Raw genomic sequence first — 21405 nt, forward strand, 5'->3', positions numbered from 1 at the left:
TACTTCAGGTTTTGTAAATTGAAGGATAAGATTAGAAGTTTTTCATATGGAAAAAACAGTGGCAGATCATTATATTTCACTAAATACGGATACTCCTATTTGGAACCAATTCTTTACGGTGGGACCCCTGATTGTAGTTGGCACCAAAGAAGGTGATCACTATGACCTTGCGCCAAAACATATGGCGACCCCCATTGGATTATCCAACTATTTTGGCTTTGTCTGTACCCCCAACCACGCTACATACCACAACGTAAAAGCAACCGGAGAGTTTGCCATAAGCTTTCCTTTGCCCGACCAAATAGTCTTGTCCTCATTAAGTGCTTCCCCTAGATGTAGAGAACGTAACGATGAGAAACAGATCATTAGTTCCTTGCCTACGGTAAAAGCCACTTCTATAGATGCCCTATTTTTAGAGAATTCCTATTTATATCTTGAATGCAACCTTTTTAAAATAATTGACGGTTTTGATAACGATAGCATCATTACAGGAAAGGTAATTACTGCCTTTGTAAAAAGCAATTATCACAGGGACCCAGACGGAGATGATCAGGAGATGATAAAGAACAATCCCCTACTGGCCTATATTGCCAACGGCCGTTTCGCTTCCATTTCAGAAACTTTCAATTTCCCATTCCCAAAAGGTTTTGAAAGATGAGCACAAACATAGACATAGCAACCAGCATTAAACAGTATTTAGGCCTCCACCGGGAAGAAATGATCCTTTTCCTAAAAGACCTTGTAACCCTTGAGACCCCCTCAAAAGTTATGGCTTCACAACAAGGCATCTTTGATGTCCTGCTGGACAAATTGGAGGCCATGGATTATAAAACCATACATATTCCGGGGAAAGCCACCGGCGGCTATCTTTTTGCACGTCCCAAAAAGAGGAATAAAAAGTTACCCCTACAGTTATTGATAGGACATTGCGATACGGTGTGGCCTTTGGAAACCCTGAAAGATATGCCGTTTTTGGAGGAGAATGGCAAGATAAAAGGACCTGGTGTCTATGATATGAAAGCTGGACTAACACAGATCATCTTTGCGATTCAGGCCATACAGTCATTGCAACTGCCCCTTAACATTACCCCTATAATCTTGATCAACTCAGACGAAGAAATAGGCAGTAGGGAATCTACAGCAATCATAACAAGACTGGCAAAAATATCGAAAAGGGCCTTTGTTCTGGAACCGCCCCTGGGCTTGGGCGGCAAATTAAAAACGGCTAGGAAAGGTTTGGGACGTTTTACCATAAGGGCCAAAGGGAAGGCAGCCCATGCCGGATTGGATCCTACCAAAGGGATCAACGCCATAGTAGAGCTCTCCCATCAAATTCAAAAACTATATGCCATGAACGATTTTGATAAGGGCATTACCGTCAATGTTGGGATGATAGAAGGAGGTGTTTCTGCCAATGTGGTGGCACCTGAAAGTACGGCAGTAATAGATGTAAGGGTATTTAAGGATGCTGACGGAGATTATATCACCAAAAAAATAAAAGCTCTGAAACCTTACCTCAAGGATATTGAACTACAGGTAGAAGGTGGTATGGGAAGACCTCCAATGGAAAAAACGCCCCGCAACCAACAATTATGGGAAGTGGCAAAACGCCAAGGCGATGCTTTGGGGCTGCAATTAGAGGAAGCCACGGCAGGGGGAGGCTCTGACGGCAACACCACCAGTCAGTACACAGCCACTCTGGATGGACTGGGCACACCCGGCGATGGTGCCCATGCTCCCCATGAGTATATCAAGGAAAACCAACTGGTGGAAAGGACCGCTTTATTATCACTTTTATTGATCACGGACTCTTAAAATTAATACTATGAACCATCAATATATATATACATCACTTACACGGATTTCGGATTTGCCAGAAACTGATTTTGTCGTTAATAAACTCCCAAGGGAACAATGGCAGAACGGAGATTATGTCGTTTGTAAAATCACGGACCCCGGAAGCAGCATATTAAAATTGGAGCTTCCCAATGGACGGATGAGGGGCATTATTGGCGGAGAATTACTAGTAGGGGCTTTAGGGGAGCGTTTTGCCACCCTAGAGGCAACCGGAACTTGGAGAAAAGTAGGGGAAGACCTAAAAATGACCGTATTAACGGGTGCGGGCCTCTTAGGAAAACTTACCTCTAAATCGGTCTATATGCCCAATTTAATCGAATTGGTCTACACTGGGCACACCTTTCGATATGGTGAAAAGCTCACCATGGACAGTTTTGTAAGGCCAGAAACCTATGTGCCCTATACCACACCAGTGATCCTCTTTGTAGGAACCTCCATGTCCGCGGGCAAGACTACCTCCGCCAGGATTGTTACCAATCTATTTAAACATGCCGGACATAAGGTAGTTGGTGCCAAACTTACCGGTGCAGGTAGATTTAAGGATATCCTGGCCATTAAGGATGTTGGCGCCGATCAGGTGATGGATTTTGTGGATGTTGGCCTTCCCTCAACCATTTGTCCCAGGGAAGAGTACCAGGAAAAATTGGCCCAACTGCTCAGCAAAATAGAAAAAGTAAAAGCTGATGTTGCCATTATTGAAATAGGAGCTTCCCCTTTGGAGCCTTACAATGGAGACATTGCTATCAATGCCATACGGGAACAAATAAAATGTGTCATTCTCAGTGCTTCCGATCCCTATGCCGTTCACGGGCTGATAAAAGTGTTTGACATTGTCCCGGATATTGTAACCGGGGTTGCCACAAATACCTTGGCCGGATGTAGAATGGTGGAGACACTATGCAAGGTGAAAGCCCTAAATTTAATAGATGCCTCCACTACCCCAGCGTTAAAAAAGATGCTGTCATCGGCTACAGGGTTATCCTTGGAGAACCAAATATTGGAAACGGAACCCCTAAAACTGCATACGCGTATAGATTTTGTACATACTACCAAAGAGGCGAAATTGGAACAACTTATCTTGGACAAGATGAACCATTTATTTGAGAAGTACAATGATTTGATCAAGGCCCATGTGATCATAGAAGAAGAGAAGGCGTCATCTTCCAAAGGAAAGATCTGTAAAATAGAACTAAGCTCCCCTGGACCAAGAATCTTCGCCTCTTCCGACGAACCTACTTTTGAGGCTTCGGTGGCAGAAACGGTGCGCGACTTGGATAGGCAGTTACTAAAACGCAAGGAGAAAATGAACCCTCACCTTTAAGAGATGCCACCCAAAATAGCGCATAACGCCCAAATATTGCTTGAAGAACGGTATCTTCAAAAAAACGGCCCAGGCGCTAGCATTGAGACACCCGATCAGCTTTTTAGGAGGGTTGCACGGCATATTGCCAGCGTTGAGGATAAGAACAAGGACCACTGGGAGGACTGTTTTTATGACCATATGACCAAGATGGAGTTTTTGCCTAATTCCCCTACCCTAATGAATGCAGGCTTACCGAAGGGACAATTGAGTGCCTGTTTTGTACTGCCCATAAATGACAGCTTGGACGAGATTTTCACCACGCTTAAAAATGCTGCCCTGATCCATCAAAGCGGAGGAGGTACGGGCTATAATTTTTCCAGAATACGCCCGAAAAACGATACCATTTCCACTACAGGCGGCAAGTCATCCGGTCCTATTGCTTTTATGAAAGTATTTGATGCCGCTACAGAACATGTGAAGCAAGGTGGAAAACGCAGAGGTGCCAATATGGGTATTTTAAATATGGACCACCCAGACATAGCACAGTTTGTGGTTGCTAAATTAGACGGTAGCAGTTTACAAAATTTCAATATTTCTGCAGGCATTACGGATCATTTCATGGAGGCAATGATCAATACTGAAAAATGGGAACTCATTAATCCAAGAACAGGACAACCAGAACGAACCATTGAAGCCAAGGAACTTTGGAATTCTTTAATTAATGCCGCTTGGAAAACAGGAGATCCAGGACTCATTTTTTTGGACACCATCAACGGACATAATCCTCTTTTGCAACAAGGTCGCATCCAAAGTACCAATCCTTGTGGGGAGGTTCCCTTGTTCGATTATGAAAGCTGTAATTTAGGATCCATAAATCTCTCCAAGATTTTGGGATTGGGTTCTAAAGAATCAACTATTGATTGGGACAAGCTGAAGTTATTGGTTCAAATGGGGATCCGGTTTTTGGACAATGTCATCCAATCCAATTGCTATGTACTGCCAGAGGTTGCCGAAATGGCATTGAAAAATAGAAAAATAGGTCTGGGGGTGATGGGCTGGGCAGAATTATTGCTGCAACTAGAGATCCCCTACGCCTCAAAAGAAGCCATTCAACTGGCAGAAAAGTTAATGCGCTTTATACAGGAGACCAGTTTTAATGCCTCATGCGATATCGCTAAGGAAAAAGGATGCTTTCCGGCTTGGGTGGACAGCGTACATTATCCGAACCTCCCCTTACGGAACGCAACCTGTAACAGTATAGCCCCAACGGGAAGTATTTCGATAATCGCCAATACCTCTTACTCCATTGAACCCCTATATGCCCTTGCCTTTAAACGAACAGGAATATTGGGCACTAAAACCCAGCAGGTGTTACATCCTATTGTCAAAAACAAATTGACACAACTTGGGCACTGGAACAACGATATTAAGGACCAAATTCTAGAAACGGGTAGTATTAGAGAAATTGAGTCCATCCCAGATCACATTAAAAAACTATTTGAAACCAGTTTGGAAATCCCTTGGAAATACCACTTGGAACATCAGAGGGCGTTCCAAAAATATACGGACAATGCGGTCTCCAAAACTATTAACCTTCCCAGTTCCGCATCTATATCGGATATTTCAGAAATTTATATAACGGCATGGAAATACGGGCTAAAAGGCATCACCATTTACCGCGATGGCAGTAAGGCAAATCAAGTGCTGCAAAAGTGCGGGGCTATAGAACCTTTAAGTTGTTGAAATTGTTTTTTCCTTAAGACCGTAACACCAAATATTTTGACCATCAGGGACCCCATTTATTATCGTACCTGAAAATACTGGGCATATCCCAATAATCCTTCATTTAACATATGTACGACATTTTCACTTGTCACGGTTGCTCCAGAAATCCCATCAATGGGTTGTTCCCCTTTTATCCATTCTTTTCCATTTTGTACCAGAGCGAATGTATTGTTTGAAATTTTTATGGTCTTCCCTATAAATTGATTTTGGAAAGAAGCGCGGGTTATTCCGGCTCCATACCCTTCCGTTTCGGCCTTGTGTTCAAATTTTACTTTTAGGATCTCGTGCGTAGTGGCGTCCATTAACAATTTTGCCCAAATTGGTCCTCCAAAACCCTTCCCTTTGACCATCAATAGTACCTTGTTGGAATCGTTAATTTCCATGATCGGTCGGTTTTGTTTGCTTTCAGAACTTGGGTACGACTTAAAAAGGGTAGCCCCATCTTCCAGATCCAAAGAAGTTATATTTCCACGGACATCCATCATCTTAAACCCTACCACGTCAGCCACGTCCATGTCATTGGTTTCAGAAATATCTGCAAATCTCAGGAGCTCTTGTAATGTCGAATTTATTTTTTGAGCATTACTGCTTGCAGCGACAACGGGTTCTTCGAGATTTGGCTGTACGTTGGACTTATCCCTGCAATTCAGAAATAGGATAAGAATTATTGAATAAATGATGATCTTTTTCATGATGAAGTCAATTTTCGGATTCTTGAAATAAGGGATGGAATCTTTTCCTTTTTAAGGTTCCTTATCAATTCTTGTATTTCCCCTTCCCTTTCGTGATACTGTTTATTAATATCATAAAGTGCCTGAAGCGCATTTACCCGAACAATCTTACTTTCCGAGCTATCGGTAACCCAACTTGTCAGGACATCCGATACTTCTAGTCTCTGAATTGGTGTAAGCGGTAATCTTCCTACCATTTGAGCCAGGTGCCACTTAAATTCCTTGTGTTTTGCTGTCTTTAAAAAATGGAGGATATCTCTTTGGTGCGGCCATAAATAATTGGGATGGCCCCTAGAGATCTTTTCCAAAACATCTGCCGCTCGCATAATCAATAGGCGATCCTTGGAATGCAAAAAATGAAACAAGGCATTAAAATCATACTGGGTTTCAATAAGCGTCGCCAATTCCTTTGCTTTGGCATTGGACCTAAGATCTCCTCCCTTCAGGTATTTGATAAGATCTAGGGTCATGACCCGAGCATTCCACCATCCACGACATGCATGGTACCTGTAATGTAGGAACTTTCATCTGAGGCCAAGAACAAGGCCAGTTTAGCTATTTCTTCGGACTCAGCATAGCGCTTTAAGGGAATAGAGTTCTCAAAGCCTTTGATCACTTCCTCTGGATTGTCCGGAGAGATATCCTTTTCAATACGTCTCATCATATTATTATCCACTGGTCCCGGGTGAATGCTGTTGACCCTAATCTTTCTTTCTGCACTTTCCAGGGCAGCTACACGCATAATCCCTATTACCCCATGTTTACTGGCAACATAGGCTCCCAAACCTTGGAATCCTTTTAGTCCGGCTACAGAAGAAGTGATCATTACACTTCCCCCTTCCTCCATTTTGGGCAGAACGTGCTGACAACCCAGCCATACCCCTTTAAGATTTACGGCAATTACCTTATCAAATATGTTTTCAGGATAGTCAACCAAAGGCTTGGAACAACCTTCAATGCCAGCATTACTATAGAAAATATCAATTTTCCCAAACACCTTCAATGTTTCCCTGACATAGGATTCAGTATCCTTTGCATTGGAAACATCTGCAACACAGAAAGCTAAATTTGGAGTATTTAGGTCTTTTACCACCTTGTCCATTCCTTTTTGATCCACATCGACCATCATCACTTTGGCACCTTCGGCCAAGAATAATTTTACGGTTGCGAGCCCAATACCATTGGCTCCCCCGGTAATGATGGCTACTTTGTCTTTTAATCGGTCCATAATAGAACTTTTTTTAGTAAGACCAAGGTATGCCTCTTATGACATTTATGTAATGATAAATATCACTAGGAACTAATAAAGTAGATTAGGAATATTTCTTAAGGAAGAAGGCAATACAGAACAATATTGCATAAAACGAAATAGCTATAAATGTGGTCATAGTATTGTTTTTAAAATATAATATGGGAAGAAATCATTGTTTTTAGATCCTTGGGAAGTCCATCCCGTATATCGTCCATCTCACCGGTAGAAACATATTTTCTGAGGTAAGTAAAGGTGGTATCCACATATTGCTGGGCCACTTCATCGCTGTATTCAAAATCATTTACTGCAGCTGGACCATCATGGGTCCTCACTAGATCCAAAAATTCCGCCATTCGCTTAATTTTTGGTTTCTTCTGCTTAATATTCCAACCATTCACATAAACTGCTTTTAAAAACATGGGCAATTGCGCAATAAACTGTAATGATTCCTGCGTAGGAATAATATCGCGCAGCGCATGTAACGTTGACGTTAGAATTCTTCCCGCTTTATCACGGTCATTACCTAGACCCAATTGCACGGTATAATCTTTTAAAAAAGTATTTCCTTCCGTCGCGTATTGATTAAAATTGAGTGCCATGTCCATATTCTTATTAGGTGGACAGTAAAGGTGGCAAATAGTTTCCGTGTACAAAATGACCTCAATCATTTTGTATAATTATCTGTTATCATCAGTAATTAGGAATTCTGTTATTAATGAGCCCCAATGCAACCTAATGGGCTAGAAGATACTATTTAAGCGTTATGGACCAAGTCTTCCTCCATGAACCCTACAATAAACTCGATGTGACGTTCAAATTAGGAAGATAAAAGATCTATTTCTTATGCACCTCTTTGTAGATATCGGTGGCCTCTATATAATTTTCTATGATCTGTGGGTTCATCGAAGGCTCATAAACAGAAGGTTCTATCTGTGTAAAGAAAAGGTCTGTAGAACCCCTTCTTTCGGGTAGATCCAATGCGCCTTGAACAAAGGTGCTCCAATCGAACAATTGGTATCCAAGGCCGTGGTCAATGCAAATAAGATCCTTATTGAACTTTACCTCTTCCGCGTAGTTTTTATTGAGCATCTTAAAAATATTCCCTAATAACTGGGAGGTATTTTTAGCCGCATAGGTAGTAATATGCCCCAATTCTCTGCCCATTACCCCAATTTGAGCATTATAGGGCAGGTTCAAAAATAAAATAGGCTTGTTATTGGATTCTGCTTCCGTGCTAATGGTAACCACGTAGCTTCTGTTCTCCTTCTTCTTGAACCTACTAAAAAAGGTAGGCTTGGAAGAAAAAGGTGTTTTACTCTTGCGAAAGCGAAATTGGACTTTGACATCCTTCAATTCAGGATAATACGATAGGGCTGTAGCCACCTGCTCCATAATTTCAGTTGGTATGTCCTTATTTACCAAATATGAGGCATACATGGTGGAATCCAAGGTGTTTTCTTTGAACTCTTTGGTAGGCACTTGAGCCATTGCCAAGGTGGCACATGACAACATTAAAAGGGTTGACACCCATTTCCTCCAAGATATATGTATTCCTAAATTCATTTTACGCTGTTTTTTAAAGGCCGGTATTTAAAAGATGGTTCTTATTAGAATTGGAATATTTTCTTTTTCTAAACTGACACCTATTCAGTACACTTCCTTTATAATTTTGTTCGCCATATCAGTAAAACTGACCCATGATTTCTAAGGCTAGACACCAGTAAAAAGGGAAGGCGGTATTTAAAACATAACGTTCCAAAGCAAGGATTGGTATACCATTTAGGGTTTAATTTTGCCAAAGGACCAAGTATAGCAGCCCCTTAATCGCTTAAATTTGTGATAATTAAAAACGTTAAATGAATAAAATAGTTGAATCTTCAAGTGAAAGTCCATGTAGATCATTTCAAAGATTACGGACTGTAAATTGTAAGAATGCCAAAGCTGAACGGACAGTTTTTCCGATTCTAAAATACAGGCAGAAATGGATGTCTATGGAACCTAAATTGCTGTTATCTTAGAATTGATTCTAGACAAAAGGAACAAACTCCTAGGAGATCATCGTTTCATAACCAAGTTCGTTCTTGGATTCCTTTCCTTTTGCCCAACAATCTATATTATAAAAAGTGATGTCAGCAATATTCGCCAACGCCTCTTTGGTTACAAAGGCCTGGTGAGGGGTAAGCAGCACATTTGGCAAGGAAAGTAGTTGCCGTAATAAATCGTCCTTAATATCACCAGATGCAGTATGATCCTTGAAGAATACGCCTTTCTCCTTTTCATACACATCTGTGGCATACCCGGCAATTTTCTTTTTTTCCAAGGCCTTGATCAAAGCTTTGGTATTCACTACCGCACCACGGGCCGTATTTATTAAAAGGGCACTTCTCTTCATGGCTTTAAACTGACCTTCATCTATAAAATAGTGAGTGTCATGGGTCAAGGGAACATGCAAACTGACGATGTCAGATTTTTTCAACAATTCCTCCATTTCCACATATTGGATACCATAATCTTTTATCAAGGTGTCATCTTGAACAAGATCGTTGGCCAAGATAGTACATCCAAAACCGTGCATAATTTTTACCATCACTGCTCCAATTTTACCCACTCCAACAATACCCACTGTTTTCTTATTCAGATCAAAACCAAGAAGATCATCCTGTAAAAAGTTATATTGATGTACTTGTGAATTGGCCAAAATAATTTTTCTGTTGAGGGCCAACAATAATGCCACGGCATGTTCTGCGATGGAATAGGGCGAATAATCTGGGGCATTGGCAACCTTTAACCCAAAACGTTTGGCGCATTTAATATGGATATTGTTATAACCGGCAGAACGCAGGCTGATATATTTGACCCCAAAGTCCCTTAATTTTTCCAAAACGGTCAAGGAGGCATCGTCCCCAGAAAATATAGAAATCGCATCGAAACCTACTGCTTGGTGTGCCGTTTCTAAGTCGAGGGCCCTTTGGGTAAACACCACATGATGGTTGTTTTTATTGGCCCTTTCCAAAAAAGGCACTTCAAATTTCTTGGCACTATAAACCAGTAATTTCATTTTTTGCATCTTTTCTAAATATGATATCTTGTTCTTTCAAAGCCAGTACAATGAGTTTTATATAATCGTCAATTGCCTTTTTGATGTCCTGGGGATCTGTAATATCTATAGTGCCCCTCCATATCAATTGGCGTTCTTTGCCCACACAAATACAGTATAGGGCAGTCTCGGCATGGTAGACCATAAACTCCTCATAATAATCGTCCTTGTAATAAATATCTTGGTGCTCCAAATAATCGTCCCTGAACCTACCGTAAATACCGTCTACCTCGGAAATTTTTTTCCTAAAGGTCTTTTTACTTTCATAACCGGTGACCTTGGTAAACAAAATGGCATCAAAATCTCGCTCTATCAGCAAATCCTCAACCGCATCTATTTCTTGTTCCGACTTTTCTGAGGAGGTAAATTCCACATCAAAGATGTCCAAGCTTCGCATGGCACCTATGCCCCTTTTTGTGAATTCCTTGGTCATTTTGGTCTCAAATTCCTCTCTGGCTCCCATTTTTTGGGTCATGCCCACAACAAGTACCTTGTTGGCATCAAAAATCACGATATCCGGACTCTTCCAATTTTCCACCAATTGGATTGAGGAACAACCAGAAAGTACTACGACCATTAAAATGGCTAACTTTTTCATCTTTATTTTTTTATATGATAATTGCGGAAACAACAATGGATACTTCCTTTTCTCAAGGTTTTCTCTTTTTCAGAATTCCCCCTGCGTAATTGAAAATTTCTGATTTCAGCAATTGGAAGTTCTCCAAAAAGCCAACTACTTCGGCCTTTATGGCTTCGTGTTTTTGATAATACCCAAGATCACAAGCGTAATCGGTACATTCTAACATGCCCCCCAAATCTTTTTGGTGCTTGTCTATGGAATCTAACACTATATTTTTTCGTTCCTTATTTTTCTTAATCTGAGCCTGATACTTTTGTAATCGTTCAAAAAGGTTTGGGGTATTAGGTTCAAAAACATATGAATTCAATAAGTTATCGATAAAGGTCACCTCATCGATTACCAGATATAGGGAAGACTTCCAATTTTGGGATTCTGCGTACAGTAGTTCTACCTTTTTTTCTTGTTCCGGCTTTATTTTACTTTTTTCCATGGTTCATTTAGTATCTGGGGACAAGATATTGCCAACACGCCATTCTAAAAATGACAAAAGTCATAACCAAAAACTTAGATCACAATTTCCACTACTTCAAACAGTTTGGGTATATGCACATTCCAACGGTAACTGTCCCTTATTTTGGACCTAAAGGCATCTAGGGCAGTAGGCTCCCCATGAATAAGGAAGACCTTTTCCGGAATGTTTTTTATCTCCTTCAGCCAATCTAACAGTTCCTGTTGATCGGCATGGGCAGAGAGACTTTCCAAATGGGCAACTTGGGCCTTTACGGGATGGTACTTTCCGAAAAATTTAAGCTCATGGGCTCCTTCCAACAACTGCCGGCCCCTTGTGCCCTCGGCCATATAACCCACCAGTAGGATAGTGGTGGCAGGTTCATCTATCAATTGATTTAAATAGGTAAGTACCCGTCCTCCGGTGACCATCCCGCTACCCGCAATTACAATTTTTGGTCTGGGATCATCAATGGTCTTCCAGGTATCCTTAAAGGAGGTGATGATGTTTACATGATTGCACATGGCCCGATAATCACTCATGGATAGTTTATGCCACTGTGGGTAATTCTCAAAAACGTTGAGTACATTATTTCCCATAGGGCTGTCCACGAAAATGGGAATGTTGGGAATGCGATTTTTCTTATATAAGTTCCAGAATAGATAGATCAAAGATTGCAATCGTTCCACGGCAAAGGATGGGATGATAAGCTGTCCCTTTTCGTGAACGGTTCGTTCCACAAGACCAATAACAATCTCCTCTACGTTCTCCTGTGGGTGCAATCTGTTGCCATAGGTACTCTCCAAGAAAAGGAAGTCGGCCCACTGAGGCCTATCTGGCGCATCCATAAGAGCATCTTCTCTTCTACCTATATCTCCGGAGAAAACAAAAAGTTTACCTAAAATTTCCAACTCTATAAACGTGGCTCCAATGATATGGCCATTGAACCTAAACCTGTATTGAATAGTATCGGATAGGGATATCCATTGATCCTTTTCTTTAGCTTGGAACAAATCAATAGCCTTTTCGGCCTCTTTCAAGGTATAGAATGGCAATGCAGGATCGTGGGAACTATAACCCATTTTATTGGCCTGTTCTGCCTCTTCCTCGTGGATCTTGGCACTGTCCCTCAAAATAATGGCAGCGATGGACAAAGTGGGTGCCGTACCTATTATTTGACCCTTAAATCCTTCTTTGACCAATCTCGGCAGGTAACCAGTATGATCCAAATGTCCATGAGTGAGCAAAACAACCCCAATTTTGTCTGCTTGTATGGGCAAAGGTTGCCAGTTCTGAAGTCGCAGTTCCTTGAGCCCCTGGAACATTCCGCAATCTATCATGATATTCATAGCAGGGGTCTCCAAATAGTACTTGGAGCCCGTTACCGTGCCAGCTGCACCCAGAAAATGTATTTTTACAGTGGCCATATACCGCTCTTAACAATTGCACAATAGTTCTATTTCTTTCATGATCCTTTTCTTTCGCGAATCAGAGATACCGAGATGGTCCAGAAAAAATTTATCATGAAGCAACTGTTGGCAAAGAACCACATCCCTACTCAACAAAAATTGCTTTTCACGTGCACTCAACAATGTAGATACGGTGATGGGATACAATCCCAATCTGTCTATTCGGTCTTTTAGGCCATTGTCCTTGGGGTAATCCCAGCTCAACAAATACAGCCCGGCACATTTCCCATAGAGCATGGCATCTTCGGTAAAGCGGGTATTTGTGGCTACCCACCCAACATCAAAATGCAGGTCCAAATTCTCTTTGGCGTCCCAGTGTTTTTTTACGTCCAGATATCTGGAATGAATATACAAGGGTATCTTAACATTACAGTTTCTCCCTTCCTCACTGTGGAACTTACATTCAATAATAGTGACTTCCCCATTCTTTTGGGCAAAAACATCAATTTCATGTTTTACACAAAATCCATGCATCACCTTACCTACTTGAGTTGTATATCCAGAGTATTCCAGAATGGCACTTATAAACTTTTCGAAAGGATATCCTGTTGGACCAAATTCATAAATAGCCTTCTTCAGCTTGTACTTAGAGGCAGAGATGGACTTCTTCTTTTTTAAAATGGCGAAAGCCCTATTGTAGATTTCTTTGGTGCTGATTCCCTGATAAAGCTCATCCCGAACGCGATCTACAATATGATTGACCAATTCATCGTCGGCCCCACTGCGCTTTAAGGAGTTCCGCAATTTGGACATTGAAAACTTCACCCTTTCCCCAGAAGATTTTACTATTTCCATACATTATGGCTTTTACCCGTTGTGTTTTATCCTTACATCTACCTCGGGAATTTTCAGTAATTGCAAGGTGGTAGAGGCCAGGACAACTTTTCCATCTGTTCGCGATGCCTTTTTTTGAATACTATCAAAAAGTTTATGCCTGGTACCCCTTCTTAACTTATAATCTGTAATATACCTCACGTTCACCTCTACCCAATTATCGGTCAGCTTTATAGCAATCGTAGGTTCCAAGGTGGCATTCTCAATATAATACCGCTCTACCATCTCCCCCCATTTTGCCTTGCTACCCTCCACATAATCGGAGAGAAGCTCCAAAGAGCTGTCCATAACAATTTTCTTGGCCAATTCCACGTCTGATTCATAGGTGATCAGAATATTGAGTTCGTCCCATACAAAAGGGAAATCCATGGAGTAATTTTTTATGGGCCCTTTGAAAACAAAAGCGTTACTGATCTTGACGATCCTCCCGGAATAATTATCACTACTTACCCACTCCCCCATTTCCATAATGGTGGTATAAATACTATCAATGTCAATAACATCGCCCTTAATGCCGTTTATTTCTATGCGGTCACCAGGGGTATAGACCCTCACCGCAAAAATGTAAAAGGAGCCTGCAATGCTTAATATCAATTCTTGTAAAGTGAAGGTGATGCCAGCCGTAAAAAGACCTATAACAAGGGAGTAGTCCTTAATGTTGCCCGCAGTAAAAAACACCAGGAACAGGATGGCGATCAACACATAACCAACGACCTCTATCCCCTTTTGTGTCTTGTATCTAAAGCTTACATTATCTATCCTATTTCGGGCAATCTTTCTCAATAACCGAATCCCGACTATAATGAACAACACCCAAAACAGCAATCGCAATATGCTAACTAAAAAAGGCTGTTGTTCGAGAAAATCGTAAAGCTGTTGCATCATTTACAGATTATATTATGGTAAGAAACAGCCTAAGTTTAGCCCTTGTAAAAACCCTTTATCAAGGCTTTAATTTGATTGTCGGTCATACTGTCCTTTTTGGAAATCACTTTTATTTTAGAGGCTAGGGCCGGGTATTTATCGATGAGTTGTTTCCCAAACATTTCTCTGGTTATGGCCGGTCCAAAAACGGCAATGGCATCTGCATCCCCGATGATATCGGCCAAATTTTTAAAATAGCTTTTTAATTGTTGTTTTTCTCGCTCCATATAGGAACTTTCCCTAACCGTATCTTGGGTTCCTCCCCATTTAAAGGGTGCTCTCCCGCCCCCTGAAGGATGAAAAAACTCAACTTCAGATTTCAGGGTTAAAAATTCCTCCTTACCGTTGGACAACTTTAAAATTTTAGCTTGCTTTTTATCTAACCATATCCCTACTCTTTCCATGTTTTCTCATTTTGAATAATCATTAAGCACTAAAATTGGAATTTTAGCATGATAGCCAATTTCCTTTACCAGAGGTTTGGTGAACATGATGCCAAAAAAACTATGTTGTTTATTTAAAAATGCAACCATATCACTACCTCTGCTTTCTATAAAAAAACCTATTCCTTTATGGACCTTTGTATCCGAAAGGGTATGCGTACTGAATTCGATATCTGACAAAATAGATTCCAGTAGCTCTTTGTTTGCTTCCTGGGTTTTGGATAATTTAGGCTCTTCTATGATATGAAGTATGCGAATAGGGGTCTTGTGCATCTTCGAAATATCCAGCAAATATTTGAGCTCCCTTCTTTTAAAATTTGTCTTGTAATCAGTAGGAAACACAATTTCAACTGGGGGTGAAAATCTAAAATCCTCAGGCACGGACAGGACCGGACAGTCTGTCACTGCTTCCATTGTCGCTACTGTATTGGTTCCAAAAATTACGCCCTTGGACCCTGTTGATCCCTTGGTACCCATAACCACTATATCTATATCCTTTTTTGCAATTGAATCATTGATTGCGTCAATTAGTGAATTGTAACAGGAGATGGTATGATAGGTATGTTTGGGGTTGGTATTGTGCAGTTCCAAAATATCCAACAGCTTCCGGAAGTTCTCCTCAGAAGCCTTTTTAGCGTCATCATAGGCCTTATTGCCAGGCTCTGGAACCATCATATTATCTATGGAATATCCATCCACCCGAAATACATTCATCATGAAAAACTCACATTGCTGATCCTTGTACATATCCAAGGCATACCTAATGGCATTTAGTGCATTTTTTGAGAAATCCGTTGGTAATAAAACTCTTTGATCCATAACGTTGGCTACTATTTTAGGTATATCTTAAAAGTAGAGGCAATGCGAAAAATAATCTATGATAAATATCAGTCTTACTGAAAAAGAGGAATACATGTGGATGATAAAGGTCAGTAATCCTTTTTTTGTATTTTAATACCTTACTAAAAAAACAAACGACAAATGAAGAGCAGTTTTAACGACATTATCAACTCAGAAATTCCTGTTCTGGTTGATTTTTACGCCGATTGGTGCGGACCATGCAAGATGTTGGCACCTATCTTAAAACAAGTGAAGGATGAATTGGGAGATGCCATTAAGGTCATTAAAATAGATGTGGACAAGAACCAGGCTTTGGCAGGGAAATTTCAGGTCCGTGGGGTGCCAACCATGATACTGTTCAAAAATGGGAATCAGCTTTGGCGACAATCGGGGGTACTACAAAAAAATGAATTATTGGCTACCATAAAATCCCACAGCAACTAGCTATTCCATCAGATGTCTTAACAAATTAAACAAGTGTTACCACTAATCGTGTATGACCAAAAAAGGGATTTTGGTGTGGAAACTTATTTTTTCCACTTTGGTACTAAACACAATTTGCTGTAGAAAATTTAAATTTTTGGCAACCATTACCAGCAGGTCTATATTTCTACTTTCAACAAAACATTGTACGGCAGCCGTAACATTTTTATTGGTTATGGAATGAAAGCTGTTCTTCTTTTCAAAGGTCTCGTTGAGATAATCTTCCAGGTATTCCTTGTTCTTAACCTGGGATTCTGTTAACAATTGCCCAGATTTAGAAGCATGCATCACCCTCATATATGACTTATTCGTTTCCAGAAGATCAGTAATGACAGAAAGTATTTTCGCCGAATAAAAAATATTATAATCAGTGGGGAATGCAATTTCTTCCAGCTTCCCAAACGAGGCCATTATAGGAACCGCCAAAGTATTGCACTTCACCTTGGTAATGACATCTCCTGTATTGCTTCCTATAACTTCCCCTAAAGCTCCCGAAGCTCCTTTGGTTCCCATTACAATCAGATCAATTTTGCGCTCCTCTACATTTCTTCTGATACAATCGATAAAAAAACCTTGATCGTATAATGGATAGAAATGATGCTCTTTGGTTTTCGCCATGCTCCCCACCTTTTTGAGAAAAACATGTAGTTTTTTTTTGGCCGTGGCTATCACATCTTCTACCAATACTTCTGGAGAGGTGGCATAACTCAGTCCCTGATAAGCATACCCGCTCAAATCATTTACATGTAGTAAATAAAAATTACAAGGGCTTTTTTTCAGTAACTCCAACGCATAGGATACAGCATTAAGGGAATCTTCCGAGAAATCTGTGGGAACTAAAATATTCTTCATTATACTCACTGCTTAAAGCAAAAGTATTGGTACAATGTCGCATAGAATATGACAATAATCAGTTTTAAATGACAAGGAGAGAAAAAAAGTCAACCTCACCGAAGTGCTATCAGTTCATTTGCTTTAACAGATTGAGATCCAAAATTTTAATGTTCCTACCCTCAATATCTATAATCCCTTCTTTTTTAAAACTGGAAAGTGTTCTAATAAGGCTTTCTGTGGCAATCCCGGCCACACTGGCAAGATCGCTTCTAGAAACTTTAATGGGCTTATCCCCTGATTTGTTCAACAGATCTGCGAATTGCATAAGTGTTTGGGCCGTTTTTTTTCTCACGGAACTATAGGCCATTTGCAACAACTGCTGTTTGATCTCTGACAGGTTTTTAGAGAGCAGTCCCAAAAGTTCTATGGATACCTGATTGTTCTTTTGCAGGATGGATTTTAAAAGATCCTTGGATACTCCTACCAGTTCCACATCCTCTACAGCAACGGCAGATTCTTCATATGGGATGTTATCCATAAAAGAAGTAAAGCCCAAAAAGTCATCAGATGGATGCAGTGAAGTAACCAATTCCTTCCCGTCGCTGTCCATTTTATAACATTTTACCGCCCCCTTAATACTTAAGTATATTTTATTGGAATGGTCCCCTTCCTGATAAATGGTCTCCCCATTTTTGAAGGAATATATTTGCCCATGGTCATCAAAAAAGTTTTTCAGCTCATTTAAATTACGCAGTTCTTGCTGATCTTCAGAAAGCTTCTTTTGCCCATTATTCTTTATTTGGGCTAGAATCTCGGCTTTGGCCAACCTACTTTCTATGGCACTAAAGAGGTCTTCCTCTTCAAAAGGTTTGGTCAAATAATCATCGGCACCCAAGTCCATTCCTTTTCTTATTTCCTTGTGCTCTGTCTTGGCGGTCAGGAAAATAAAGGGAATATGATTGGTCTTTTCATTGGAGGTCAAAGCCTGCAATACCCCATACCCATCTATTTCGGGCATCATGATATCACATACCACAATATCAGGTATATTGTCCAAAGCGTATTGAATCCCCAATTTTCCGTTTGGAGCAGTTATAACCTTGTAATTGGCCAATTCCAATAGTTCTTGGGTATTTTCCCGCAAAGCCAAATCATCTTCAATTAAAAGTACCGTTTTCATTCTTAATTTAAATTATGTAATAAAGGTAGCTGAATACTAAAGGTTGAACCCATATTTTCCTGGCTTGTAAAGTCTATTGATCCTCCAAGATTTTCCAAGTGGCCTTTAACTATATTCAAACCTATCCCCGTACCTTGGGTCAATAGGGCATTTTCTGCCCTGAAATACCGATTGAATATATATTTTTGTTCCTCTTTGGGAATACCCATACCCTGATCTATGACCTTTAAAGTAACCATTTTTTTGTTATGTTCCACCTGTATATCTATGGGAGCGTATTCCGGGGAATATTTAATGGCATTATGTATGAGGTTGGATAAAATCAATTCCAGGATTTTCTCATCAAAATCTATGATCACATCATCAATGTTATCCGGGTAACGTATGTTCTGTCCTGTTTTCAATAGCATATTGGCATCATAAATGACTTCGTTCACCAATTTGCTCAATGGGAACGTAGTAAATTTATAATTTACTTTCCCAGATTCCAATCGTTCCACTGATAGAAAATCGGTGAGGATGGTATCCAAATATTTTACCTTGTTCTTAATGGTATCCAGATGTTTGTCCCTTTTAGATTGTTGATCACTTAGCTGGTATTTGGATATCAGGGTGGCAGAGGTTAGGATACTGCTCAATGGTGTTTTGAATTCATGGGATACCAAGGAGAGAAACTTTGTTTTAAGATCATTGAGTTCCCGTTCTTTCTTGAGGGCCATTTTGGCCTTGCTTTCTGCCTCTTTTCTTAGGTTGACCTCTCCCCTAAGCTCTAGAACGATATCATTTAATTCTCTGGTGCGCAATTCTATTTTAGCCTCCAGTTGAGAATTGAGCTCACTGATCTGTCGCTCTTGTTGCTTTCTTTGTGTAATATCTATGACCAGGGCCATTACATATGTGACCCCATCTACTTCAAAAGGATTGAGCCCAGCCTCGACGGGAAATTCCTCGCCATTTTTTCGCATTCCGAACAAATCACGGCCTTGACCCATTTGGCGTTTATTGCTCTTCTGCATAAAGCCCGCAAAATGACCGCCATGATTGTGATGAAATTTTTGGGGTATCAAGGTATTCAAGGGTTTCCCAATTAAGGCGCCATTGCTGTACCCGAACATTTCATTGGCAGAGTTGTTAGTGGCTACGATGAATTGTTCCCTGTTCACCACAATGATTCCTTCGGAAATAGCACTGGAGAGCAAATTAAAAATATTGCTGTTCTCTTTAAAAAATCTCATATTCCAAAGTTAATCTATTACATTTTGCCCTTGTAAAATATTTGTTAAAAACCGGTAGTGTAATTGCTTCCATCCTAATTAAATATCAATTTAGATAATTAGCTCCCTTTTCCCTTAAAAATTGAATTTTATAATGGAACATTTCAGCCATTTTGTGAGCCCTCCATTTTGCCTCTTCGGCCTTTTTCCCTACAAAATGTTCCTCCATGGTCCTATTAAACAACTGCAACCAACGATCAAAATGCTCTTGGTGCAAAGGTAGTTTGGCATGAGGGGCAAATGGGCTTCCATTGTAAGTATGATCCCCCAATAAGAGCGTCTGCCAAAAACTATACATTTTCTCCAGGTGGACTGCCCACTTATCACCAATTACCTTGTTGAATATAACACCTATCACCTCATCTTGCCTAACTTTAGCATAAAAGGTATCCACCAAAAATTTAATATCCTCCAAGGTCGCAATTTCCCGTTTCATGATCTAAAATTACTCCATAAAATACACTAAAGGAAATACTACCCCATCTCATTTTTAACTTACAGAATATTTAACCTTCCCAGCACCCTAGTCTTGCCCATTTTCCATTAAATTTATACGCTCAAAACAACGGAGGGGAATTATTGGGAATGTTATATACGGTTATTGATATAGAGACCACAGGGAATGGCGTAAAAGGGAATAGGATTACCGAAATTGCCATTTTCAAGTATGATGGGGATACCATAATTGATGAATTTACGTCATTGGTCAATCCAGAATGCGACATCCCCTATTTTATAACCGGCTTGACGGGAATTGACAACGATATGGTCCGCAACGCTCCCAAGTTGGAGGAGATTACCGATAAGATATTGGCCATTACCAAGGACACTGTTTTTGTGGCACACAATGTCAATTTTGACTACAATATTATAAAAAATCAACTCCAAGAACTGGGCATAGCCTTTTCTAGAAAGAAACTATGTACTATACGCCTGTCCCGCAAATTGGTGCCAGGACTACATTCCTATAGTTTAGGGAAACTGTGCACCTCTCTTGACATTCCCCTTACCGACAGGCATAGGGCAAGAGGAGATGCCCATGCCACCGTTCTATTATTAGAGCGGATGCTCAGTACGGAAGGAGCGGAATCGGTCATTCAGGCCTTTTTAAATTCCCGCTCCCAGGAGGCTACCTTACCCCCTGCACTATCCAAATTAAATTTTGATTCCTTACCTACCTCCAGCGGGGTCTACTATTTTAAGAACTCCAAAAAGAAGATCATTTATGTGGGCAAGGCCAATAACATAAAGAAACGGGTGTTGGGGCACTTCTACGACAAATCATCCAAAGAAGTGGTAATGTGCCAAGAAACGGCCCATATAGATTTTGAGCTTTCAGGCAGTGAATTGCTAGCGCTCCTGATGGAATCTGCCGCCATCAAACATTATTTCCCACAATACAACAGATCCCAGAAGAAACCTACCCAACAGTATGGCATCTTCACCTATGAGGATAGAAATGGCATTCTGCATTTAGCGTTCAATAAGCTGAAACAGGCACCCAATGCCTTTGTGACCTTCAATAATATTACGGAAAGCAGGGCCTATCTGGAACAAATCTGCATGGATTTTTCATTGTGTCCCAAATACTGCCATCTACAAGAAAATGTCACTGTTTGCTCACATTATAAGATTATTACGTGTGAGGGGATTTGCCGGGACAAGGAACCTGCTGAGAGGTACAACAAAAAAGTTAATGCAGCTGTGGCCCATATGGTTGCTAAGAATGATGATATTATCATTAAGGAAAAAGGCAGGAGTTCAGAGGAAGAAGCATTTGTCCTCATTAAAAATGGACAGTATTCTGGTTATGGCTTCATAGAAAAGGAAAACGCCATTAACTCTTTGGAGGACATAGCTGCGTTCTTAAAGCCACAAAAAGATAATTTAGATACCCAACGAATCCTTAAATCCTATTTAAGCAGAAATACCATGAATGTTATTCCCATTATGGAACTGTTTGAGTCTCATTAAAGGTTGTAGGCGGCAATTAAGGATCTAAAAACCAACT

The 21405-nt window shown here is 40.4% G+C and carries 23 protein-coding genes; 6 read left to right on the forward strand and 17 right to left on the reverse strand.

Annotation, left to right across the window (positions count from 1 at the left end):
• The first annotated feature begins 46 nt into the window (after positions 1 to 46).
• Genes SB49_RS08180 through SB49_RS08195 form a run of 4 tightly spaced genes read left to right on the forward strand, consistent with a single transcriptional unit; the run spans position 47 to position 4903 of the window.
• Positions 47 to 658: a flavin reductase gene (locus tag SB49_RS08180; RefSeq protein WP_062055562.1), complete on the forward strand. Its 612-nt coding sequence runs from the start codon at positions 47 to 49 to the stop codon at positions 656 to 658.
• Positions 655 to 1815 carry a M20 family metallopeptidase gene (locus SB49_RS08185; RefSeq protein WP_062055564.1) on the forward strand — a complete coding sequence of 387 codons (1161 nt, stop codon included), beginning with the start codon at positions 655 to 657 and terminating at the stop codon, positions 1813 to 1815. The genes SB49_RS08180 and SB49_RS08185 overlap by 4 nt, the downstream gene beginning before the upstream one ends.
• Positions 1816 to 1825: 10 nt before the next feature.
• Positions 1826 to 3178, forward strand: a complete 1353-nt coding sequence (locus SB49_RS08190) for an HPF/RaiA family ribosome-associated protein (RefSeq protein ID WP_235537716.1) — start codon at positions 1826 to 1828, stop codon at positions 3176 to 3178.
• A gap of 3 nt (positions 3179 to 3181) precedes the next feature.
• Positions 3182 to 4903: an adenosylcobalamin-dependent ribonucleoside-diphosphate reductase gene (locus SB49_RS08195; RefSeq protein ID WP_062055566.1), complete on the forward strand. Its 1722-nt coding sequence runs from the start codon at positions 3182 to 3184 to the stop codon at positions 4901 to 4903.
• Between the two features lie 59 nt (positions 4904 to 4962).
• Here the strand turns inward: SB49_RS08195 and SB49_RS08200 are convergent, their stop codons facing one another.
• The 13 genes from SB49_RS08200 to SB49_RS08260 all read right to left on the reverse strand — a co-directional run bounded on the left by SB49_RS08200 (position 4963) and on the right by SB49_RS08260 (position 15602).
• The gene (locus tag SB49_RS08200) at positions 4963 to 5637 is read right to left on the reverse strand and encodes an FMN-binding protein (RefSeq protein ID WP_062055568.1); all 675 of its coding nucleotides are present in this window, start codon (positions 5635 to 5637) and stop codon (positions 4963 to 4965) included.
• The gene (locus SB49_RS08205; protein ID WP_062055569.1) at positions 5634 to 6146 is read right to left on the reverse strand and encodes a hypothetical protein; all 513 of its coding nucleotides are present in this window, start codon (positions 6144 to 6146) and stop codon (positions 5634 to 5636) included. The genes SB49_RS08200 and SB49_RS08205 overlap by 4 nt, the downstream gene beginning before the upstream one ends.
• Complete coding sequence (locus SB49_RS08210) at positions 6143 to 6904, reverse strand: SDR family NAD(P)-dependent oxidoreductase (protein ID WP_062055571.1); 762 nt, start codon at positions 6902 to 6904, stop codon at positions 6143 to 6145. Before SB49_RS08210 ends, SB49_RS08205 begins: the two co-directional genes overlap by 4 nt.
• Before the next feature lie 170 nt (positions 6905 to 7074).
• Positions 7075 to 7527, reverse strand: a complete 453-nt coding sequence (locus SB49_RS08215; protein ID WP_062059012.1) for a DUF2267 domain-containing protein — start codon at positions 7525 to 7527, stop codon at positions 7075 to 7077.
• A 235-nt stretch (positions 7528 to 7762) separates the two neighbouring features.
• On the reverse strand, positions 7763 to 8491 hold the full coding sequence (locus SB49_RS08220) for a hypothetical protein (protein ID WP_062055573.1): 729 nt from the start codon (positions 8489 to 8491) through the stop codon (positions 7763 to 7765).
• Positions 8492 to 8975: 484 nt separating this feature from the next.
• Positions 8976 to 9986 carry a 2-hydroxyacid dehydrogenase gene (locus SB49_RS08225; RefSeq protein WP_062059017.1) on the reverse strand — a complete coding sequence of 337 codons (1011 nt, stop codon included), beginning with the start codon at positions 9984 to 9986 and terminating at the stop codon, positions 8976 to 8978.
• Entirely contained in the window at positions 9967 to 10623 is a 657-nt protein-coding gene (locus tag SB49_RS08230; protein WP_062055574.1) for a hypothetical protein, read from the reverse strand. Before SB49_RS08230 ends, SB49_RS08225 begins: the two co-directional genes overlap by 20 nt.
• Positions 10624 to 10675: 52 nt before the next feature.
• A complete protein-coding gene (locus SB49_RS08235; protein ID WP_062055575.1) occupies positions 10676 to 11095 on the reverse strand; it encodes a hypothetical protein in 420 nt (139 codons plus the stop codon).
• Positions 11096 to 11169: 74 nt separating this feature from the next.
• Positions 11170 to 12540: an MBL fold metallo-hydrolase RNA specificity domain-containing protein gene (locus tag SB49_RS08240; protein ID WP_062055577.1), complete on the reverse strand. Its 1371-nt coding sequence runs from the start codon at positions 12538 to 12540 to the stop codon at positions 11170 to 11172.
• 9 nt (positions 12541 to 12549) lie between these two features.
• Positions 12550 to 13377 carry an ATP cone domain-containing protein gene (locus tag SB49_RS08245; RefSeq protein WP_062055578.1) on the reverse strand — a complete coding sequence of 276 codons (828 nt, stop codon included), beginning with the start codon at positions 13375 to 13377 and terminating at the stop codon, positions 12550 to 12552.
• A gap of 12 nt (positions 13378 to 13389) precedes the next feature.
• Positions 13390 to 14301: a mechanosensitive ion channel family protein gene (locus tag SB49_RS08250; RefSeq protein WP_235537718.1), complete on the reverse strand. Its 912-nt coding sequence runs from the start codon at positions 14299 to 14301 to the stop codon at positions 13390 to 13392.
• Positions 14302 to 14336: 35 nt separating this feature from the next.
• Positions 14337 to 14744, reverse strand: a complete 408-nt coding sequence (locus SB49_RS08255; protein WP_062055580.1) for a hypothetical protein — start codon at positions 14742 to 14744, stop codon at positions 14337 to 14339.
• A 6-nt stretch (positions 14745 to 14750) separates the two neighbouring features.
• Complete coding sequence (locus SB49_RS08260; RefSeq protein WP_062055582.1) at positions 14751 to 15602, reverse strand: universal stress protein; 852 nt, start codon at positions 15600 to 15602, stop codon at positions 14751 to 14753.
• 162 nt (positions 15603 to 15764) lie between these two features.
• Between SB49_RS08260 and trxA the strand changes: the two genes are divergently transcribed.
• Positions 15765 to 16067: a thioredoxin gene (gene trxA / locus SB49_RS08265; RefSeq protein ID WP_062055583.1), complete on the forward strand. Its 303-nt coding sequence runs from the start codon at positions 15765 to 15767 to the stop codon at positions 16065 to 16067.
• Between the two features lie 42 nt (positions 16068 to 16109).
• On the opposite strand, the gene SB49_RS08270 is transcribed toward trxA, so the two are convergent.
• The 4 genes from SB49_RS08270 to SB49_RS08285 form a co-directional block, all read right to left on the reverse strand.
• Positions 16110 to 16958 carry a universal stress protein gene (locus SB49_RS08270; RefSeq protein WP_062055584.1) on the reverse strand — a complete coding sequence of 283 codons (849 nt, stop codon included), beginning with the start codon at positions 16956 to 16958 and terminating at the stop codon, positions 16110 to 16112.
• Positions 16959 to 17067: 109 nt separating this feature from the next.
• Entirely contained in the window at positions 17068 to 18120 is a 1053-nt protein-coding gene (locus SB49_RS08275; RefSeq protein WP_062055585.1) for a response regulator, read from the reverse strand.
• Between the two features lie 2 nt (positions 18121 to 18122).
• Entirely contained in the window at positions 18123 to 19355 is a 1233-nt protein-coding gene (locus SB49_RS08280) for a PAS domain-containing sensor histidine kinase (protein WP_062055587.1), read from the reverse strand.
• Between the two features lie 85 nt (positions 19356 to 19440).
• Positions 19441 to 19830, reverse strand: coding sequence for a group III truncated hemoglobin (locus SB49_RS08285; RefSeq protein ID WP_062055589.1), 390 nt, complete (start codon positions 19828 to 19830; stop codon positions 19441 to 19443).
• A gap of 149 nt (positions 19831 to 19979) precedes the next feature.
• Between SB49_RS08285 and SB49_RS08290 the strand changes: the two genes are divergently transcribed.
• Positions 19980 to 21368, forward strand: coding sequence for an exonuclease domain-containing protein (locus tag SB49_RS08290; protein WP_062055591.1), 1389 nt, complete (start codon positions 19980 to 19982; stop codon positions 21366 to 21368).
• Positions 21369 to 21405: the final 37 nt, after the last annotated feature.

It is taken from the genome of Sediminicola sp. YIK13 (assembly GCF_001430825.1).
In the GTDB taxonomy this organism is placed as follows: domain Bacteria; phylum Bacteroidota; class Bacteroidia; order Flavobacteriales; family Flavobacteriaceae; genus Sediminicola.

Excerpts from the sequence above, each read along its gene's own strand:
- SB49_RS08230 (WP_062055574.1), bottom strand. The coding sequence starts at position 10,623 with ATGAAAAAGTTAGCCATTTTAATGGTCGTAGTACTTTCTGGTTGTTCC.
- SB49_RS08205 (WP_062055569.1), bottom strand. The coding sequence starts at position 6,146 with ATGACCCTAGATCTTATCAAATACCTGAAGGGAGGAGATCTTAGGTCC.
- SB49_RS08255 (WP_062055580.1), bottom strand. The coding sequence starts at position 14,744 with ATGGAAAGAGTAGGGATATGGTTAGATAAAAAGCAAGCTAAAATTTTA.
- SB49_RS08285 (WP_062055589.1), bottom strand. The coding sequence starts at position 19,830 with ATGAAACGGGAAATTGCGACCTTGGAGGATATTAAATTTTTGGTGGAT.
- SB49_RS08250 (WP_235537718.1), bottom strand. The coding sequence starts at position 14,301 with ATGATGCAACAGCTTTACGATTTTCTCGAACAACAGCCTTTTTTAGTT.
- SB49_RS08260 (WP_062055582.1), bottom strand. The coding sequence starts at position 15,602 with ATGGATCAAAGAGTTTTATTACCAACGGATTTCTCAAAAAATGCACTA.
- SB49_RS08200 (WP_062055568.1), bottom strand. The coding sequence starts at position 5,637 with ATGAAAAAGATCATCATTTATTCAATAATTCTTATCCTATTTCTGAAT.
- SB49_RS08215 (WP_062059012.1), bottom strand. The coding sequence starts at position 7,527 with ATGGCACTCAATTTTAATCAATACGCGACGGAAGGAAATACTTTTTTA.
- SB49_RS08195 (WP_062055566.1), top strand. The coding sequence starts at position 3,182 with ATGCCACCCAAAATAGCGCATAACGCCCAAATATTGCTTGAAGAACGG.
- SB49_RS08270 (WP_062055584.1), bottom strand. The coding sequence starts at position 16,958 with ATGAAGAATATTTTAGTTCCCACAGATTTCTCGGAAGATTCCCTTAAT.
- SB49_RS08210 (WP_062055571.1), bottom strand. The coding sequence starts at position 6,904 with ATGGACCGATTAAAAGACAAAGTAGCCATCATTACCGGGGGAGCCAAT.
- SB49_RS08185 (WP_062055564.1), top strand. The coding sequence starts at position 655 with ATGAGCACAAACATAGACATAGCAACCAGCATTAAACAGTATTTAGGC.
- SB49_RS08240 (WP_062055577.1), bottom strand. The coding sequence starts at position 12,540 with ATGGCCACTGTAAAAATACATTTTCTGGGTGCAGCTGGCACGGTAACG.
- SB49_RS08275 (WP_062055585.1), bottom strand. The coding sequence starts at position 18,120 with ATGAAAACGGTACTTTTAATTGAAGATGATTTGGCTTTGCGGGAAAAT.
- SB49_RS08180 (WP_062055562.1), top strand. The coding sequence starts at position 47 with ATGGAAAAAACAGTGGCAGATCATTATATTTCACTAAATACGGATACT.
- SB49_RS08190 (WP_235537716.1), top strand. The coding sequence starts at position 1,826 with ATGAACCATCAATATATATATACATCACTTACACGGATTTCGGATTTG.
- SB49_RS08220 (WP_062055573.1), bottom strand. The coding sequence starts at position 8,491 with ATGAATTTAGGAATACATATATCTTGGAGGAAATGGGTGTCAACCCTT.
- SB49_RS08245 (WP_062055578.1), bottom strand. The coding sequence starts at position 13,377 with ATGGAAATAGTAAAATCTTCTGGGGAAAGGGTGAAGTTTTCAATGTCC.
- trxA (WP_062055583.1), top strand. The coding sequence starts at position 15,765 with ATGAAGAGCAGTTTTAACGACATTATCAACTCAGAAATTCCTGTTCTG.
- SB49_RS08225 (WP_062059017.1), bottom strand. The coding sequence starts at position 9,986 with ATGAAATTACTGGTTTATAGTGCCAAGAAATTTGAAGTGCCTTTTTTG.
- SB49_RS08235 (WP_062055575.1), bottom strand. The coding sequence starts at position 11,095 with ATGGAAAAAAGTAAAATAAAGCCGGAACAAGAAAAAAAGGTAGAACTA.
- SB49_RS08280 (WP_062055587.1), bottom strand. The coding sequence starts at position 19,355 with ATGAGATTTTTTAAAGAGAACAGCAATATTTTTAATTTGCTCTCCAGT.
- SB49_RS08290 (WP_062055591.1), top strand. The coding sequence starts at position 19,980 with ATGTTATATACGGTTATTGATATAGAGACCACAGGGAATGGCGTAAAA.